The organism is Nocardioides sp. CF8, from assembly GCF_000389985.1.
Taxonomy (GTDB): Bacteria; Actinomycetota; Actinomycetes; order Propionibacteriales; family Nocardioidaceae; genus Nocardioides; species Nocardioides allogilvus.
This window is the reverse complement of the sequence record NZ_CM001852.1, coordinates 3,751,956-3,769,229: the sequence shown is the minus strand read 5'-3', so window position 1 is coordinate 3,769,229 and position 17,274 is coordinate 3,751,956. Positions and strand designations below refer to the sequence as shown.

General features: G+C 68.2%; 16 protein-coding genes and 2 tRNA genes. 6 read left to right on the top strand and 12 right to left on the bottom strand.

Going from position 1 to position 17,274, the window contains the following annotated elements:
- Positions 1-146 precede the first annotated feature (146 nt).
- The 12 genes from CF8_RS18360 to dnaA form a co-directional block, all read right to left on the bottom strand.
- Positions 147-222, bottom strand: a tRNA-Ala gene (locus CF8_RS18360).
- A 54-nt stretch (positions 223-276) separates the two neighbouring features.
- Complete coding sequence (locus CF8_RS23310; RefSeq protein ID WP_232211530.1) at positions 277-402, bottom strand: DLW-39 family protein; 126 nt, start codon at positions 400-402, stop codon at positions 277-279.
- Between the two features lie 36 nt (positions 403-438).
- A tRNA-Ile gene (locus tag CF8_RS18355) sits at positions 439-515 on the bottom strand.
- Positions 516-595: 80 nt separating this feature from the next.
- Positions 596-1,177 carry a DUF3566 domain-containing protein gene (locus tag CF8_RS18350; RefSeq protein WP_036491425.1) on the bottom strand — a complete coding sequence of 194 codons (582 nt, stop codon included), beginning with the start codon at positions 1,175-1,177 and terminating at the stop codon, positions 596-598.
- Between the two features lie 3 nt (positions 1,178-1,180).
- Positions 1,181-3,811 (bottom strand): DNA gyrase subunit A, encoded by a 2,631-nt coding sequence (gyrA, locus tag CF8_RS18345; protein ID WP_232211651.1) that lies wholly within the window; start codon positions 3,809-3,811, stop codon positions 1,181-1,183.
- 149 nt (positions 3,812-3,960) lie between these two features.
- Positions 3,961-6,030: a DNA topoisomerase (ATP-hydrolyzing) subunit B gene (gene gyrB / locus CF8_RS18340; protein WP_010834596.1), complete on the bottom strand. Its 2,070-nt coding sequence runs from the start codon at positions 6,028-6,030 to the stop codon at positions 3,961-3,963.
- Positions 6,031-6,339: 309 nt separating this feature from the next.
- Positions 6,340-7,566 (bottom strand): S8 family peptidase, encoded by a 1,227-nt coding sequence (locus CF8_RS18335; RefSeq protein WP_010834595.1) that lies wholly within the window; start codon positions 7,564-7,566, stop codon positions 6,340-6,342.
- A gap of 153 nt (positions 7,567-7,719) precedes the next feature.
- On the bottom strand, positions 7,720-8,268 hold the full coding sequence (locus tag CF8_RS18330) for a DUF721 domain-containing protein (RefSeq protein WP_010834594.1): 549 nt from the start codon (positions 8,266-8,268) through the stop codon (positions 7,720-7,722).
- The gene (gene recF, locus CF8_RS18325; protein WP_010834593.1) at positions 8,261-9,397 is read right to left on the bottom strand and encodes a DNA replication/repair protein RecF; all 1,137 of its coding nucleotides are present in this window, start codon (positions 9,395-9,397) and stop codon (positions 8,261-8,263) included. Before recF ends, CF8_RS18330 begins: the two co-directional genes overlap by 8 nt.
- A gap of 7 nt (positions 9,398-9,404) precedes the next feature.
- Positions 9,405-10,382 (bottom strand): phosphogluconate dehydrogenase (NAD(+)-dependent, decarboxylating), encoded by a 978-nt coding sequence (gene gnd / locus CF8_RS18320; protein WP_010834592.1) that lies wholly within the window; start codon positions 10,380-10,382, stop codon positions 9,405-9,407.
- Between the two features lie 81 nt (positions 10,383-10,463).
- On the bottom strand, positions 10,464-11,597 hold the full coding sequence (gene dnaN / locus CF8_RS18315; protein ID WP_010834591.1) for a DNA polymerase III subunit beta: 1,134 nt from the start codon (positions 11,595-11,597) through the stop codon (positions 10,464-10,466).
- A gap of 403 nt (positions 11,598-12,000) precedes the next feature.
- A complete protein-coding gene (gene dnaA / locus CF8_RS18310; protein WP_036491422.1) occupies positions 12,001-13,473 on the bottom strand; it encodes a chromosomal replication initiator protein DnaA in 1,473 nt (490 codons plus the stop codon).
- A gap of 517 nt (positions 13,474-13,990) precedes the next feature.
- Between dnaA and rpmH the strand changes: the two genes are divergently transcribed.
- From rpmH to rsmG, 6 genes are all read left to right on the top strand, one after another.
- Positions 13,991-14,128, top strand: coding sequence for a 50S ribosomal protein L34 (rpmH, locus tag CF8_RS18305; RefSeq protein ID WP_010834589.1), 138 nt, complete (start codon positions 13,991-13,993; stop codon positions 14,126-14,128).
- A 26-nt stretch (positions 14,129-14,154) separates the two neighbouring features.
- Positions 14,155-14,499, top strand: coding sequence for a ribonuclease P protein component (gene rnpA / locus CF8_RS18300; RefSeq protein ID WP_010834588.1), 345 nt, complete (start codon positions 14,155-14,157; stop codon positions 14,497-14,499).
- On the top strand, positions 14,496-14,765 hold the full coding sequence (gene yidD / locus CF8_RS18295; protein WP_010834587.1) for a membrane protein insertion efficiency factor YidD: 270 nt from the start codon (positions 14,496-14,498) through the stop codon (positions 14,763-14,765). The genes rnpA and yidD overlap by 4 nt, the downstream gene beginning before the upstream one ends.
- Positions 14,766-15,746 carry a membrane protein insertase YidC gene (gene yidC, locus CF8_RS18290; RefSeq protein WP_010834586.1) on the top strand — a complete coding sequence of 327 codons (981 nt, stop codon included), beginning with the start codon at positions 14,766-14,768 and terminating at the stop codon, positions 15,744-15,746.
- Positions 15,747-15,806: 60 nt separating this feature from the next.
- On the top strand, positions 15,807-16,367 hold the full coding sequence (locus tag CF8_RS18285) for a Jag family protein (RefSeq protein ID WP_010834585.1): 561 nt from the start codon (positions 15,807-15,809) through the stop codon (positions 16,365-16,367).
- 92 nt (positions 16,368-16,459) lie between these two features.
- Entirely contained in the window at positions 16,460-17,116 is a 657-nt protein-coding gene (rsmG, locus tag CF8_RS18280) for a 16S rRNA (guanine(527)-N(7))-methyltransferase RsmG (RefSeq protein ID WP_010834584.1), read from the top strand.
- The last annotated feature ends 158 nt before the right edge of the window (positions 17,117-17,274 follow it).

Sequence of the window (17,274 nt, the reverse complement as noted above, 5' to 3'; positions counted from 1 at the left end):
ACGAACGTCCCTGCCGAGTACACCTAGGCGGGGGAATGCAACGTTCAGGGGTGTTGCAACACTCGAGAACCTGACGGAAACCCCGAGAAGTCGGGACTGTCCGGGTCTCCCGGAGCCGGTCGCTGTCGCCGTACGGCGAGAGGAGCTGGTGGAGCCTAGGGGACTCGAACCCCTAACCCCCTCGTTGCAAACGAGGTGCGCTACCAATTGCGCCAAGGCCCCCAAGGTTTCGAGACGGTCGCTGGGCGACCTCCTCAACCACCGAGGTGGTGTGGATCAGGACTTGTGGACGGTGTCCGTCGCCTCGGCCCACAGTGCCTGCTCGGTCTTGCCCTCGTCGATCTTCTTCTTCGCGAAGGCGGCGCCGGCAGCAGCCAGCAGGACGACGATGAGCTTCTTCATGCAGGCACCTTAGAAGACGGGCGGAGATCGAAGTGGTGGTGGGCCTAAGAGGACTTGAACCTCTGACCTCTTCCTTATCAGGGAAGCGCTCTAACCGTCTGAGCTATAGGCCCGGTGTCGCTGGCGCGACGTTGGCCGCCCTAGGGCGACCGAGGGGGAACATTACCCCACCGTCAGGCGGGGCAACAAAACGTCAGCGCTCGTCCTCGGCCAACGTGACCTCGATGCCGCCCAGCAGGGCGGCGGCCATGTTGTAGAGGAACGCGGTGAGGGTGGCGATGGCGGTCAGGAGGATCACGTCGATGATGCTCACCAGCAGCGTGAAGCCTAGGACGCGACCCATGCCGAGGTAGTTGGTGACGTCGAAGTCGGAGCTGTTGGAGTCGCCCTCGACCACGCTGGCCACCGTCGCGTTGATCGATTCCCAGACGCCGGCCGCGCCGAGCACCGACCAGACCATGAAGACCGCGACGAAGGTGACGACACCGAAGGCGACCGAGAGCAGGAACGACGTCTTCATGACGCTCCACGGGTCGATGCGGGTCAGCCGGAGCCGAGCGCGGCGCGGTGCCTTGTTGGCGGCACCGGCCGTACGGCGATCCTGCTTGCTCGTCCCGGCCACGGCGTTCGCACGGTGTTCCGTCGCGGCGCTGGAGAGCGCCGAGAGGATGCGCTCGCTCAGGGGCGCACGCGCGCCGGCGTCAGTCGCGGGGGCCGTGCTCGCACCGGTCGAACTCTTGCTCCCGGCAGCGCGGGGGGCAATTCGCTCAGACATGGATCACTCCTCAGCGTCTTCGTCAGGACTCTCGATTGTTGCACCGTCGGCAACATCCGGCGATTCGACAGTTTCGGCCTGCTCGACGACCTCGGTGGTCGCCGCGGCCGTTTCGGGCGCAGTCTCGGTGGCGGACTCGTCAGCCTCCTCCTCGTCGCGGGCCTCGACCGAACGGGCCACCACGGCCACGGCGTCGCCGGACTTGGGGCTGACGAACTTCACGCCCTGGGTCGATCGACCGGTCGCGCGGAAGTGCTCGTTGATCGGGCTGCGCACGACCTGGCCGGCCTGGGTGATGGAGAGGATCTCGTCGCCCTCCTCCACGATGAACGCGCCGACGAGGCCGCCGCGGTCCTCGTTGGTCAGGGTCATCGCCTTGATCCCGAGGCCACCGCGACCGGTGGTGCGATATTCGGTGATCCGCGAGCGCTTGGCGAAGCCGCCGTCGGTCATGGTGAAGACGTACTGCTCCTTCACCTCGTCGCTCGAGACGGCGTCGCCGTCGGGAGCGTCCTCAGCCGCTTCCTCGGCGGCGACCTGGGCGGCGCGGATGACCGACATCGACAGCACGGAGTCGCCGTCACGGAACTTCATGCCCGTCACGCCGGAGGTCGCGCGACCCATCGGGCGGAGCTGGCCGTCATCGGCCTTGAAGCGGATCGCCTGGCCGCGACGCGAGACGAGCAGGATGTCGTCGTCGCTGTTGACCAGCTCGGCGCCGATCAGCGCGTCGTCGTCCTCACGGAAGTTGATCGCGATGACGCCGGCCTGGCGCGGGCTGTTGTAGTCGCCGAGGCGCGTCTTCTTGACCAGGCCGTTGCGGGTGGCGAGGACGAGGTAGGGCGCCTGCTCGTAGTCGCGGATCGCGAGCACCTGGGCGATGTCCTCGTCGGGCTGGAACGACAGCAGGCCGGCGACGTGACCACCCTTGGCGTCGCGGGCGGCCTCAGGCAGGTTGTAGGCCTTGGTGCGGTAGACCCGGCCGGCCGTGGTGAAGAACAACAGCCAGTGGTGGTTGGTGGTGGAGATGAAGTGCTCGACCACGTCGTCGCCGCGCAGGGTCGCGCCACGCACGCCCTTGCCGCCGCGCTTCTGGGTGCGGTACTGGCTGGCGAGGGTGCGCTTGGCGTAGCCACCGCGCGTGATGGAGACGACGAGCTCCTCGTCGGGGATCAGGTCCTCCATCGACAGGTCGCCATCGGCCGCGATGATCTGCGAGCGGCGGTCGCTGCCGTACTTCGCGACGATCTCGGACAGCTCGTCGATCACGATCTGACGCTGGCGCGGCTCGTTGGCGAGGATGTCCTCGAGGTCGGCGATCTCGAGCTCGATCTTGGCGAGCTCGTCCATGATCTTCTGGCGCTCGAGGGCGGCCAGGCGGCGCAGCTGCATCTCGAGGATGGCGTTGGCCTGGATCTCGTCGATGTCCAGCAGGCCGATCAGCCCGGTGCGGGCCTCGTCGACGTCGGGGGAGCGGCGGATCAGGGCGATGACCTCGTCGAGCGCGTCGAGCGCCTTGGCGAGACCGCGGTAGATGTGGGCGCGCTTCTCGGCCTCGGCGAGGCGGTAGCGCGTCCGGCGCTGGATGACCTCGATCTGGTGGGCGACCCAGTTGCTGATGAACTGGTCGATCGTCAGCGTGCGCGGGACGTAGTCGACCAGCGCGAGCATGTTGGCCGAGAAGTTGGTCTGCAGCTCGGTGTGCTTGAAGAGGTTGTTGAGTACGACGCGGGCGACCGCGTCACGCTTGAGCACGACCACGAGGCGCTGGCCGGTGCGCGAGCTGGTGTCGTCGCGGACGTCGGCGATGCCCTGGATCCGGCCGGAGTCGGCGAGCTCGGCGATCTTCAGCGCGAGGTTGTCCGGGTTGACCATGTAGGGCAGCTCGGAGATGACCAGGCAGGTGCGGCCCTTGGAGTCCTCGTCGATCTCCACGACGGCGCGCTGCGTGATCGAGCCGCGGCCGGTGCGGTAGGCCTGCTCGATGCCCTGGCGACCGACGATGAGCGAGCCCATCGGGAAGTCGGGGCCCTTGATCCGCTCGATCAGGGCGTCCTGGAGCTCCTCACGGGTGGCGTCGGGGTGCTCGAGCGCCCAGATCGCGCCCTCGGAGACCTCGCGCAGGTTGTGCGGCGGGATGTTCGTCGCCATACCGACCGCGATGCCGGCGGAGCCGTTGACCAGCAGGTTGGGGAACCGTGCCGGGAGGATGGTCGGCTCCTGGGAGCGACCGTCGTAGTTGGGCTGGAAGTTGACGGTGTCTTCGTCGATCTCGCGGACCATGTCCATCGCCAGCGGCGCCATGCGGCACTCGGTGTAACGCATGGCGGCGGCGGAGTCGTTGCCCGGCGAGCCGAAGTTGCCCTGGCCGTTGATCAGCGGAGCGCGCATCACCCACGGCTGCGCGAGGCGGACCATGGTGTCGTAGATCGCGGTGTCGCCGTGGGGGTGGTACTGACCCATGACGTCACCGACGACGCGCGAGCACTTGGAGAAGCCGCGGTCGGGGCGGTAGCCGCCGTCGTACATCGCGTAGAGGATCCGGCGGTGCACGGGCTTGAGCCCGTCGCGCACGTCGGGGAGTGCGCGCCCGACGATGACCGCCATGGCGTAGTCGATGTAGCTGCGCTGCATCGAGACCTGCAGGTCGATGGGCTCGATCCGGCCACCGGGGCCGTGGTCGATGCCGTCCCCGCCGCCGAGGAGGTTGCCGGTGCTCTCAGTCATGTGTCTGTGTGTCTCTCTGGTCGAATCTAGGAGAATCTAGGGCTGGTGTTAGAGACCTAGATATCGAGGAATCGAACGTCCTTGGCGTTGCGCTGGATGAAGGAGCGACGCTGCTCGACGTCCTCGCCCATCAGGATCGAGAAGATCTCGTCCGCCTGGGCGGCGTCCTCGAGGGTCACCTGGAGCAGGATCCGGTGGGCCGGGTCCATCGTGGTCTCCCACAGCTCGTCGGCGTTCATCTCACCGAGACCCTTGTAGCGCTGGACCGGGTTCTCCTTCGGCAGCTTCTTGCCCTGCTCGAGGCCGTCGCGCATCAACGCGTCGCGCTCGGCGTCGGAGTAGACGAACTCGTGCTCGGCCGGCTTGTTCCAGCGCAGGCGGTAGAGCGGCGGCTGCGCCATGTAGACGTAGCCGTGCTCGATGAGCGGCTTCATGAAGCGGAACAGCAGCGTGAGCAACAGCGTGTTGATGTGGTGGCCGTCGACGTCGGCATCGGCCATCAGCACGATCTTGTGGTAGCGCAGCTTGTCGGAGTTGAACTCCTCGTGGATGCCGGTGCCGAGCGCGGAGATGATCGACTGCACCTCGGTGTTGGCCAGCACCTTGTCGATGCGGGCCTTCTCGACGTTGAGGATCTTGCCGCGGATCGGGAGGATCGCCTGGACGCGCGGATCGCGGCCCTGGCGCGCGGAGCCACCGGCCGAGTCACCCTCGACGATGAAGACCTCGCACTCGACGGGGTTGGTCGACTGGCAGTCGCTGAGCTTGCCGGGCAGGCCGCCGCCACCGAGCAGGCCCTTGCGGCCACGGGCCAGGTCGCGGGCCTTGCGGGCGGCGATGCGCGCCGAGGCGGCCGCCTGCGACTTGCGGACGATGTCCTTGCCCTCGGCGGGGTTCTCCTCGAACCAGGCACCGAGCTGGTCGTTGACGATGCGCTGGGTGAAGCCCTTGGCCTCGGTGTTGCCGAGCTTGGTCTTGGTCTGGCCCTCGAACTGCGGTTCCTCGAGCTTGATCGAGATGATCGCGGTCAGGCCCTCGCGGATGTCGTCACCCGAGACGCGGTCTTCCTTCTTCTTGACCAGGCCCCACTCCTCGCCCCAGTGGTTGACCAGGGTGGTGAGGGCCGAGCGGAAGCCCTCCTCGTGGGTGCCGCCCTCGTGGGTGTTGATCGCGTTGGCGAAGGTGTGGACCGACTCGGTGTAGGAGGTGTTCCACTGCATCGCGACCTCGAGGCTCATGTGGGCCCCCGTGGTCTCGGGGCTCTCCGCCTCGAACGAGATGACGGTCGGGTTGGCCTTGTCCTTGCGGCGGTTGAGGTGCTCGACGTAGTCGACCAGGCCGCGGTCGTACTTGAAGACGCGCTCCAAGCCGGTTGTCGTCTTCTTGATCGCGTCGGGGGAGGCCTGGTCGATCGCGGCGTCGACGGTGCCGTCCTCGACCGCGTCGGCGATCTCGTCGGCGTGCTCGCGCTCGTCGCGGATGACGATCTCGAGGCCCTTGTTGAGGAAGGCCATCTCGCGGAAGCGGTTGGTGATCGTCTCGAGGTTGTAGGTCGTGGACTCGAAGATGTCCTCGGAGGCCCACCACGTCACGGTGGTGCCGGTGCGCTCACCGGGCTCCATCGGGCGGATCTGCTCGAGGTCGGCGTCGGGCACACCGAGGGAGAACGTCTGGCGCCACAGGTGGCCACGGTTGCGGACGTCGACGACCAGCGTGGTCGACAGCGCGTTGACCACCGAGACGCCCACGCCGTGGAGGCCACCGGAGACCTTGTAGCCGCCGCCGCCGAACTTGCCACCGGCGTGCAGCATCGTCAGCGCCATCGTCACGGCCGGCATGTCGGCGCCGGGCGCGGTGTCGGTCGGGATGCCCCGGCCGTTGTCCTCGACCCGGACGCTGCCGTCGTCCTGCAGGGTGACGACGATGCGGTCGCAGTAACCGGCCATCGCCTCGTCGACCGCGTTGTCCACGATCTCCCAGATCAGGTGGTGCAGGCCGCGCTCGCCGGTCGAGCCGATGTACATGCCGGGCCGCTTGCGCACGGCCTCGAGACCCTCGAGGACCTGGATCGCGGAGGCGTCGTACTCGACTCCATTGGGCTGCTCGGGGACCTGGGCGTCGCTCACGCAAACCTCTTCTGCTTCTCACCCCTGAAGGGGTGGGGTGACAAGGGCGAAGGTCGTGACTGATCCAGTCGACGACCTTTCGCTCAGTCTAGCCGCCAGAGGCCCAGAATCCACGCATGACCCCCGGGAACCGGGGGATCTGTGGATGGAAAGGGCCCCTGCGGGCACCAGAGAGGGTGAACGGAGGGCCGAACAGGGGGGCGGTGGAGTCCCCATACGTCCGCGGGCCCCTCAGATCGGCAGAACGGTTCAGCCGTACGGCGGGCGCGGCCCCGAGGCCGAGCCCGCCGTCGCCCTGGTGGCTGGAGCTCAGAACGTGCCGACGTCGAGCAGCTTCTCCTTCACCGCGTCGTGGTCGTCAGCGTTGTTCCAGTCGGTCGATCCAGCGGCCTGCAGCGCGCTCTTCACCGAGGCCGGACTGGTGCCCGGGTGGGTGGAGAGGTAGAGAGCCGCAGCACCCGCGACATGCGGGCTGGCCATGGACGTTCCGGAGATGGTGCTGTAGCCGCCGCCCTTCCAGGTGGAGCTGATGCAGACGCCCGGAGCAATCAGGTCGACGTCCGCGCCATAGTTGGAGAAGTCGGCGAAGGTGTCATCGACGTCGCTTCGACAAGTGGCCGCGGCGCCACCCCCGGGAAGACCGTTGAAGTCCGCCAGGGCGGAGACGGTGATGACCTCGTCGTAGGCCGCCGGCGTGTGGTTGGCGGAGTCGTCGGTCTCGTTGCCGGCCGCCACGACGAAGGTGACTCCCTTGTTCACCGCGTTGCAGATCGCGGCGTGCATGGCGTCCTGGCCGTTCCCGCAGTTGCCGTAGTCGATGCCCGTGCCGCCGAGACTCATGTTGGCCACCTCGATCGAGGCGGCGTTGGCGGCGACGTAGTCGATCCCGCAGATGACGGCCGACCAGGTGCCCGAGCCTCGGTTGTCGAGGACACGCACCGGCCACAGGCGGGCGCCGGGGGCCATGCCGACGACACCGGTGGCGTCGTCCTTGGCCCCGATCGTGCCGGCCACGTGGGATCCGTGACCGTTTCCGTCTTCAGCCGACTTACCGGTGGAACAGTTCTTGGCTCCGGCTGTGAAGACGTTCAGGTCGGGGTGGTCGAGGTCGATGCCGGTGTCGATCACGGCGACGTCCACGTCGACCGTACCGCTGCCGTTGCCTGCCAGGGTGCTGGAGGAGTCGGCGTTCGCACGGTTGATGCCGGTGGGAGTGGACTGTGCGGACGCCTGCACGACCCCGTCCGGCTGGACGAAGAGGACGCCCGCCTCGCCGGACACGCTCGCGGCTTGCTGCGCCGTCATCCGGGCGACATATCCCTTCAGGGCGCTGCGGTAGACGAAGCCGGTCTCGACCCCGTGGCGCCGGCTGTGCTCGCGGGCGACCTCGCCGGCGCGCGCGCCGTCCTCGAGGACCACGATCCACGACGTGGCGCCGGCCGTTGGAGCGGGGGCTGCCTGGGCACCGGCGTTGCCGGCAAGGAGGCCGGCTGTCGCGACGCTTGCGAGGGCTGCGTAGGAAAGTGTCTTGCGCAAGGGATTTCCTCTCGATCTAACACGTGGGGTGTTGCAGGTCCCGGTGGTGTAACGGGGTGCCCATCAAAAGCCCGGTCCCAAGCACGTGCAACGAGTTGGGGGTTGCAGGTTCGTGCATTACACGGACTCGCAGTTCTGGTGTCGGAGGAGAGATCAGCCGTAGGTGTCTCGGGGACCTCGTCCGTCTCGGGTGGTGAAGCGGCCCTTCTTCCAGTTCGGCAGGTGGGGTCCCTGGATGTCGATCACGGTCACGATGCCGTCACCGAGCTCGACGTTGAGGCGCTTGACGATGGTCGGTGCGAGGAGCTTGAGCTGGGTCGCCCAGGCCGTCGAGTCGGTGCGCACGACGAGCCGGGTCTCGGCCAGCGTCTCGGGCGTGCAGTGGGAGGCGACCTCGTCGCCGACGAGCTCGGCCCAGCGGCCGAAGACCGCCTGCACGCGCAGGTCGAGCTCCCAGCCGTGCTGGCTGATCATCCGCGACATGGCGGAGTCGATCAGCTGTGGATCCCGGTCGTCGGGGTGGGCGCCCGACGACTTCGGCACCACCCGGCGCCGGAAGGCGTCGCCACTGGTCTTGCGTCGGGGCGCCTTGCCCGGGCCGGAACCGGCGGCCTTGCGTGCCGAGCGGGCGTAGTCAAGGCCGTCGTCGCGGTGTCCCTCGGTGGTTCCCTCGGTGGCTTCCTCCGGGGTCTCGTCACGCATCGCGGCGTACCTCGCCGTCGGCGACGATGAACCGGATGCCCTGCAGCGACTCGGGCACGTCGGCCGCGACGGCGGCCGTCACCAGCACCTGCTCGGCGCCGGCGACCAGCTCGGCGAGCTGGGCGCGGCGCTCGGTGTCGAGCTCGGCGAACACGTCGTCGAGCACGAGGATCGGGTCGTCACCGTCGGCGCGGAGGAGGTCGTACGACGCCAGCCTCATCGCCAACGCGAAGGACCACGACTCCCCGTGCGAGGCATAGCCCTTGACCGGCAGCCGGAGCTCGCCGTTGCCCAGGCTCAGCGCCAGCTCGTCGCGGTGCGGCCCGACCAGGGAGATGCCGCGGTCGAGCTCGTCCTTGCGGCGGCGCTCCAGCTCGGCGAGCAGCGCGCCCTCCAGGTCGTGGGAGTCGGCGGGCAGCTCGAAGGAGGGCTTGTAGTCGATCTCGGCGTCGTCGCGGCTGGCCCCGCGGGCGACGGCTTGGTAGGCCTTGCCGAGGTAGGGCCGCAGGTCGTCGACCAGCCGCAGCCGGGCCGTGAGCAGCTCGCTGCCGATGCTGGCCAGCTGCAGGTCCCAGACGGCCAGCGTGGACAGCGCTGTTTCACGTGAATCACCGCGAGCCAGGCCGGCCGTCTTCAGCAGGCTGTTGCGCTGCTTGAGGATGCGGTCGTAGTCGGAGCGGACGCCGGCCAGCCGCGGCGCGCGCAGGATCAGCAGGTCGTCGAGGAACTTGCGCCGGTCCGACGGATCGCCCTTGACCAGGGTCAAGTCGTCGGGCGCGAACACGACGGTGCGCACGACCCCGATCAACTCGCGCGGGCGCGGCAGCGGGGACTTGTTGATCCGGGCCCGGTTGGCCCGGCCCGGGTTGAGCTCGACCTCGAGGATCGCGGTGCGCCCGCTGCGCACGACCGCCGCCCGGATCAGCGCCTGGTCCGTGCCGGCCTTGACCAACGGCGCGTCGGAGGAGACGCGGTGCGAGGACAGGCGGGAGAGGTAGTCGATCGCCTCGACGAGGTTGGTCTTGCCCTGGCCGTTGCGGCCGATGAAGGCCGTCGCCCCCGGCTCCAGCTCGACGTCGAGGTCGGCATACGAGCGGAAGTTGTGCAGGGTCAGGTGCGCGACGTGCACGTGCCTCTTAGCTCTCCCCGGCTTCGGTGCCGCTGCCGGCGCCGGCCTGCTCGGCCGCCTTCGACTGGTCGGGCGCACCCTGGTCCGGCGCTGCGTCGCCGCCACGGGGGGCGGCGGTCTTCACGGCGTGCCCGCCGAACTGGTTGCGCATCGCGGCGATCGCCTTCATGGTCGGCGAGTCGTCCTGGCGCGAGACGAACCGCGCGTAGAGCGCAGCGGTGATCGCGGGGGTCGCCACCGCGTTCTCGATGCCGGCCTCGACGGTCCAGCGACCCTCGCCCGAGTCCTCGGCGTAGCCCGCGATCTGCGACAGGCCCGGGTCCTCGTCGAGCGCCGCGACCATCAGGTCCAGCAGCCACGAGCGGATGACGGTGCCCTCGCGCCAGGAGCGGAAGACCTCGGTGACGTTGTCGGTGAGCTCGGCCTTCTCGAGCAGCTCCCAGCCCTCGGCGTAGGCCTGCATGATGGCGTACTCGATGCCGTTGTGGACCATCTTGGAGAAGTGCCCGGCGCCGACCTTGCCGGCGTGCACGGCGCCGAAGTCACCCTCCGGCTTCAGGGTGTCGAAGGCAGGCTGCACCTTCTCGATGTCGGCCGCGTCGCCGCCGTACATCAAGGCATAGCCGTTCTCCAGGCCCCAGACACCGCCGGAGACACCGCAGTCGACGTAGCCGATGCCCTTGTCCTCGAGGGATGCGGCGTTGGCGAGGTCGTCGGTCCAGCGCGAGTTGCCGCCGTCGACGATCACGTCACCCTCGGCGAGCAGGCCACCGAGCTCGGCCACCGTCTGCCGGGTCGGGTCGCCCGCGGGCACCATCACCCAGACGACCTTCGGCGCGGGGAGCTGCTCGACCATCTCGGCGAGGGAGGCGACGTCGCTGACGTCGGGGTTGCGGTCGTAGCCGACCACCGTGTGGCCGCCCCGGCGCAACCGCTCGCGCATGTTGCCGCCCATCTTGCCGAGCCCGACGAGTCCGATGTGCATCCGAGTGCCTCCCGTTGTGTGGTCCGGCCCCAACTCAACCACCCCGTCGCGGGTGACGACAGGGCTGGGTGATGACTGCCGTCAGGAGAGCAGGCGGCGCGGCATCAGCAGGTAGCGGAACGACTCCTTGTCGCCGCCGTCGGTGCTGGAGATGACGACCGGCTTGCTGGCCTGGGTGAAGGCGAGGTCGATGAACTCACCGTCGAGCGCGGTCAGCCCGTCGAGCAGGAACTGCGGGTTGAAGCCCGTCGTCAGGTCGTCGCCGGTGATCTCGGCCTCGATGACCTCGGTCGCCTGCGCTTCGTCGCCGGTGCCGGCGTCCAGCACGAGCTGGTTGTCGCCGAACTTCAGCTGCACCGCCGTGTTGCGCTCGGCCACCAGCGCGACGCGCTTGACCGTCTCGATCAGCTCGTCCTTGCGGACCTTGGCGATCGTGAGGTGCTCGCTCGGGAAGAGCGAGCGGACCTTGGGGAACTCACCGTCGAGCAGTCGCGTGGTCGTACGGCGCACGCCACCGACCGCACTTCCCTCGAAGCCGATCAGGCCCTCGCCACCGTCGCCGGCGCTCAGCGCGATCGTGACCTCGGCGCCGGAGGTCAGCGACTTGGCGGTGTCACCGAGCACCTTTGCCGGGACGAGCGCGGCGACCGACGCGTCGGGGGTCTGGGGGTTCCAGGTGAGCTCACGGTGCGAGAGCCGGAAACGGTCGGTCGCGAGCAGCGACATCGTCGAGCCGTCGATCTCGATCCGCACGCCGGTCAGGACCGGGAGCATGTCGTCGCGACCGGCCGCGGTGACGGCCTGGGCGACCGCGTGCGCGAAGTCGTTGCTGGAGACGGTGCCGGTCGCGGCCGGCATCTGCGGCAGCTTGGGGTAGTCCTCGACGGGCATGGTCTGCAGGCTGAAGCGCGCGGACCCGCAGGTCAGCGAGACCCGGGGACCGTCGAGCTGCATCTCGATCGGCTTCGCCGGCAGGCTACGACAGATGTCGGCGAGCAGCCGGCCGCTGACCAGGGCACTGCCCTCGTCGCTCACCTCGGCGTGGAGATCGGCGCGGGCCGAGGTCTCGTAGTCGAAGGTGGACAGCACCAGGCCGGCGTCGCTGGCCTCGATGAGCAGGCCGGCGAGCACTGGGGAGCTCGGGCGGACCGGGAGGCTGCGGGCCGCCCAGGCAACGGCATCGGCGAAGACGTCGCGTTCGACGCGGAACTTCACTGCGGGCTCCTCAAGTGCAAAGTTTTTCGGCGGGTCAGCAGGTGCCGCGAACGACACGATCCAGCGCACAGGTGCGCGCGGATTGTGAATCCTGCCATGGAGGAGAGGCGCGACGGGAGGGAAGTCCCGCGGTTGTCCCCAGCCAAGGGCCGGTTCAATGATTTCTGGCAATCGATCCGGTTACAGGTACATAGGAGTAATAGCGTCTGTGGAAACTGTGGAGAACTTCTGTTTGTGCAGGTGAGCCCTCGCAATGCGAGTGCACAGGGGCTGTGCGCCCAGCTGTTCACCAGCGGGGCGGGTTGTGCACCCAGCCGAGTGAAGTTGTGGTTCGTGCCCGTTCGCACACAGGCCCTGTGGAGGACACGCTGGTCGGAACCACACGTCCTCCACAGATTTCTGCTCACCCTTGACGGGCCTGGACCTTGAGCCGGTTGGTCAGCTCGGACACCTGGTTGAACACCGCGCGCCGCTCGGCGAGCAGCTGGCGGATCTTGCGATCGGCATACATCACGGTCGTGTGGTCGCGGTTGCCGAACTCGGCGCCGATCTTGGGCAGCGACAGCTCGGTCAGCTCGCGGCAGAGGTACATGCCGATCTGGCGGGCCATCACGAGGTGGCGCCCGCGGCTCGGGCCGGTGAGGTCCTCGATCGAGACCCCGAAGTAGGCAGCCGTCTGGGCGATGATCAGTCCCGGCGTGATCTCCGGCTCCGCGCCCTCGGGGATCAGGTCGCGCAGGACGATCTCGGCCAGGCTCATGTCGACGTCCTGGCGGTTGAGGTTCGCGAAGGCCGTGACCCGGATCAGCGCACCCTCGAGCTCGCGGATGTTGGTCTGGATCTTGGAGGCGATGAACTCCAGCACGTCCGGCGGGGCGGTGAGCCGGTCCATCGCGGCCTTCTTGCGCAAGATCGCGATCCGCGTCTCGAGCTCGGGGGGCTGGACGTCGGTGATGAGGCCCCACTCGAACCGGTTGCGCAGCCGCTCCTCGAGCGCCTCGAGCTTCTTGGGCGCCTGGTCGGAGGTGAGCACGATCTGCTTGTTGGCGTTGTGCAGCGTGTTGAAGGTGTGGAAGAACTCCTCCTGCGTCTGCGTCTTGCCCTGCAGGAACTGGATGTCGTCGATCAGCAGCACGTCGACGTCGCGGTAGCGCCGCTTGAACCGGTCCTGCCGGTCGTCGCGGACCGCGTTGATGAACTCGTTGGTGAACTCTTCGCTGGAGACGTAGCGGACCTTGGCGTTGGTGTAGAGGCTGCGCACGTAGTGGCCGATCGCGTGCAGCAGGTGGGTCTTGCCGAGGCCGGACTCGCCGTAGACCAGCAGCGGGTTGTAGGCCTTGCCCGGCGCCTCGGACACCGCGACGGCGGCCGCGTGCGGGAACCGGTTGGAGGAGCCGATGACGAACGTCTCGAACGTGTACTTCGGGTTGAGCCGCGTCTCGAGTGCCGAGTGCGTACGCCGATCGGCGGCCTGCTCCGCGCTGGAGGCCGAGCTCGGTGCCGGCGTCGTCGCGTTGGACGTCGGGATCAGGCCGTGCGGCGTGCCGTCGTCCGCAGGTGCATTTGTCGACATGTCGCTAGGTGGACTTGTCTCTTCGGCGACATGTGTGTGCGGGGTCAGGTCCTCCAGGGCGGGGTTGACGCTGACGGCCATGCGGATCTCGCGGCCGAAGGACTCGCTGAGCGCGTCCTCGAGCTGGGCGCGCAGCCGGCCCTCGAGCTGGCCGCGCGTGAAGTCGTTGGGCACGGCGATGATGGCCGTGCTCTCGTGCAGGGTCACCGGCTCGCTCGCCCGCAACCAAGCCCGCTGGTTGGGTTGGAGGTCATGGACGATGGCTCGCCACACGGTCCCGAGATCGTTTGCCTGGTCGTCCACCGGCCTACCTCTCCTGCATCTGGTTGTTCGGCGATTCGTCCACAGAGTTGTCCACAGTCTGTGAACCATGGGCCGTCGTGGTGACCTGGGTCACACCCCGGGCAGTCGGCCCGTCCTGCTCGAACCCTAAGTGTGCAGGTCAGGCCGCAGATGAGCGGTCCTGTGACCACCCCGTTGCGACCCGTTGCCAGCGGTCGTCCTCACCGGGGCAAGGAACCTCGGTGGGCCGCAACCTAACAACCGTCGAAAGCCCCCGGCAAGCCGTCATCCACAGGCTGACCCGGTATGGCAAGGTCCTGAGTTTGACCCTGATTCGCCAGCGCGCGTACCGTTGGCCGGTCACTCCGTGTCGACGGGTGCCGCATGTCCACGACTCGCATGCCCCACACGGGTCATGCAGCGTGGGTGGGCGGTGCCGGCCGAAGAGCCAAGTGCGGCGATCACTCTGCCCGCCGTACGCACCATGTCCCGCCTGTGGAGTGGACACCCCAAGAGAAACTGCATCGGAGAGAAGCTCGTGAGCAAGCGTACCTACCAGCCGAACAACCGCCGCCGTCACAAGGTGCACGGTTTCCGCCTGCGCATGCGCACCCGCGCCGGCCGCTCGATCCTGTCGGCACGTCGCCGCAAGGGCCGCAGCAGCCTGGCCGTCTGACGGCTGCGCCCGCGGCGTCCACGCTCGTGCTGCCGGCGGCGCACCGACTCGTCGACAGTGACTCCTTCCGGGTCACGGTTCGATCGGGTCGTCGCTGCGGGTCCAGCACGCTCGTGGTCCACCTCGACGTCCAGGCGCCCGGGCAACCGGCGCGCGTGGGTTTCGTGGTCAGCAAGGCCGTGGGCAATGCCGTGGTTCGCAACCGCGTGAAGCGCCGACTTCGACACCTGACCCGGGAGCACCTGCCTGCACTGGCGGGGCTTCCGGGTTCTGCTGTGCTCGTCGTGCGTGCGCTCCCGGCCTCCGCGGACGCGACGACCACGGAACTCGACGCCGACCTGCGCCGTTGTCTGGGCAGGGTGACGTCGTGAAGTTCCTGCTGATCTGGCTGCTGAAGGCCTATCGCACGCTGATCAGCCCGCTGTACGGCCAGGTGTGCCGCTATCACCCGTCCTGCTCCGCCTACGCACTCGAGGCAGTCACCGAGCACGGTGCCCTGCGCGGCGTGTGGCTGGCTGGGCGACGACTGATCCGCTGCCACCCGTGGGCAGCCGGCGGCTATGACCCGGTTCCGCTCGATCCACACAGTCCTCCCCGCGCCGCGAGTGCGGGATCGACCCCGACCCAGGGAGCTTGAGTGCTCGAATTCTTCGGTGCCATCGGCAGTTTCATCATGACGCCGCTGTACTACGCGATCTCCTTCGTTCTCGTTGGCTTCCACAAGGTCTTCGGCGACTGGTTCGGCCCCGCCTCGGGCGTCGCCTGGGTGCTGTCGATCATCGGACTGACCCTGGTCGTGCGGGCAGCGCTGATCCCGCTGTTCGTCAAGCAGATCAAGTCCAGCCGGAACATGCAGCTGATCCAGCCCAAGGTCAAGGAGCTGCAGAAGAAGTACGGCCACGACCGTGAGCGTCTCGCGCAGGAGACGATGAAGCTCTACAAGGACTCGGGCACCAACCCGTTCGCGTCCTGCCTGCCGATCCTGCTGCAGATGCCGATCTTCCTGGCCCTGTTCCGGATCCTCGACCAGGCCGCGCGCAACCCGCAGGACAAGCGCGGGCTGATGACCCCGGAGCTGAACAACCAGCTGCGTGACGCCGTGTTCGCGGGCGCCAAGATCTCCGACACCTTCCTGAGCACCAACGACAACATGGTGCGGCTGCTGGCTGCGGTCCTCGTCATCGCGATGACCCTCACCACCTTCCTCACCCAGCGCCAGCTGATGAGCAAGAACATGCCGGCTGACGCGCTCACCGGGCCCTACGCCCAGCAGCAGAAGATGCTGCTCTACGTCTTGCCGATCGTGTTCGCCGTCGGTGGTATCGCCTTCCCGGTGGGTGTCCTCTTCTACTGGACGACCTCCAACCTGTGGACCATGGGCCAGCAGTTCTACGTGATCCGCAACAACCCCGCCCCCGGCACTCCGGCCTTCGGGGCCAAGGAGGAGCGCGACCGGGCGAAGGCTGCCCGCAAGGGCCTGACGCTCGACGCGCAGACGAGTGCGGAGCCGGCCACGACGGAGACCGCGGTCGAGGAGCGCCCGGCCCCCCGTGTGCAGCCCAAGCGCCAGACGAAGGCGCAGCGCCAGGCCAAGAAGAAGCAGCAGGGCAACAGCTAGCCCTCCCCCAGTTCCCCGCGGCCCGGCCGCGAATTCGAAGCAGATGGCAGGAGATTGCACATGAGCGAGACCAGCGCAGTTGAACCCGACGAGACCAGCACCGACCTGAGCGAGTCGACCGAGGAGTCCACGCAGGACGCGGTCGAGTCCGGCCGTCCCTCCAAGGTGGAGCGGCTCGAGAACGAGGGCGACATCGCCGCCGACTACCTCGAGGAGCTGCTGGACATCGCCGACCTCGACGGCGACCTCGACATGGACGTCGAGGGTGACCGGGCTGCGGTGTCGATCGTGGGCGCCGACCTCTCCCAGCTCGTCGGCGCGAAGGGCGAGGTCCTCGACGCGCTGCAGGAGCTCACCCGCCTGGCCGTCTACCGCGAGACCGGTGAGCGGTCTCGGCTGATGCTCGACGTCTCCGGCTATCGCGCCCAGCAGCGCGAGCGCCTGATCGCCCTGGCCACCGAGAAGATCGCCGAGGTCCAGAAGTCCGGCGAGTCCGTCTCCCTGGAGCCGATGACCTCCTTCGAGCGCAAGGTCGTCCACGACGCCGTGTCCGCTGCCGGCCTGACGTCTGAGTCCGAGGGCGCCGAGCCGCGACGCTTCGTCGTCATCCTGCCGGCCTAAGAGCGCGTGTTTCACGTGAAACAGTGCCCGTGAACACGACGAGCGACCTCCCACCCTCCGTGCCCCCGGAAACTCCCGAGGCGGCCCGGGGGGTGTTTGGTTCCATTCGTCTGCCGCTGGCGGAGGCGTACGCCGCCCTCCTGGCCACCGATGGGGTGCTCCGCGGCCTGATCGGCCCGCGTGAGGCGCCGCGCTTGTGGGATCGGCACCTCCTCAACTGTGCGGTCCTGGGTGAGGCGATCCCCCGGGACGTCTCGGTGTGCGACATCGGGTCGGGCGCCGGGCTGCCCGGCGTGGTGCTGGCCATCGCCCGCCCCGATCTGCGGATCACCCTCGTCGAACCGCTGCTGCGCCGTACGACCTTTCTCGACGAGGTCGTCGAGCAGCTGGCGCTGTCCAACGTCACCGTCGTGCGGCGTCGTGCCGAGGAGGTCAAGGAGCCGCATGGCTTCGACATCGTGACCTCCCGGGCCGTGGCGCCGCTCGAGCGTCTCCTGCGGTGGTCGATGCCGCTGGTCGCGCCGCACGGAGCGCTGGTCGCGATGAAGGGCTCCTCCGTCGCCGAGGAGATCGAAGCGGCCCGCCCGACGCTCAGGAAGCTGCGGTGCTCCGAACCCGAGATCCTCACCCTCGGGGGCGAGTCACTTGTCCACAGCACCCATGCCCTACGGGTGGCCTGGGCCGACCCTTCGCGGGTAGGTTTGCCCGCCTCACGCTCGTCACGTCCCGCGCGCCGTCGCCAACGCTGATCCCTGGCGGCCGACGCGGGTCGTGCCCCCTCTGACCGTGCCAATACTTTTGCGAAAGGTCCTGGTTGTGACCGAGGACTCGAACCGTCCTGAGCATCTCCCTCAGCGCGACGATGCGGGGTTATCCACCGCCTCATCCCCACCCGCTGAGCGTGCGT

What these genes read in the sequence shown, in the direction of transcription:
- CF8_RS23310 (WP_232211530.1), bottom strand. Translation starts at nt 402, where the DNA reads ATGAAGAAGCTCATCGTCGTCCTGCTGGCTGCTGCCGGCGCCGCCTTC.
- CF8_RS18285 (WP_010834585.1), top strand. Translation starts at nt 15,807, where the DNA reads ATGAGCGAGACCAGCGCAGTTGAACCCGACGAGACCAGCACCGACCTG.
- CF8_RS18350 (WP_036491425.1), bottom strand. Translation starts at nt 1,177, where the DNA reads ATGTCTGAGCGAATTGCCCCCCGCGCTGCCGGGAGCAAGAGTTCGACC.
- gyrA (WP_232211651.1), bottom strand. Translation starts at nt 3,811, where the DNA reads ATGCAGCGCAGCTACATCGACTACGCCATGGCGGTCATCGTCGGGCGC.
- CF8_RS18330 (WP_010834594.1), bottom strand. Translation starts at nt 8,268, where the DNA reads ATGCGTGACGAGACCCCGGAGGAAGCCACCGAGGGAACCACCGAGGGA.
- gnd (WP_010834592.1), bottom strand. Translation starts at nt 10,382, where the DNA reads ATGCACATCGGACTCGTCGGGCTCGGCAAGATGGGCGGCAACATGCGC.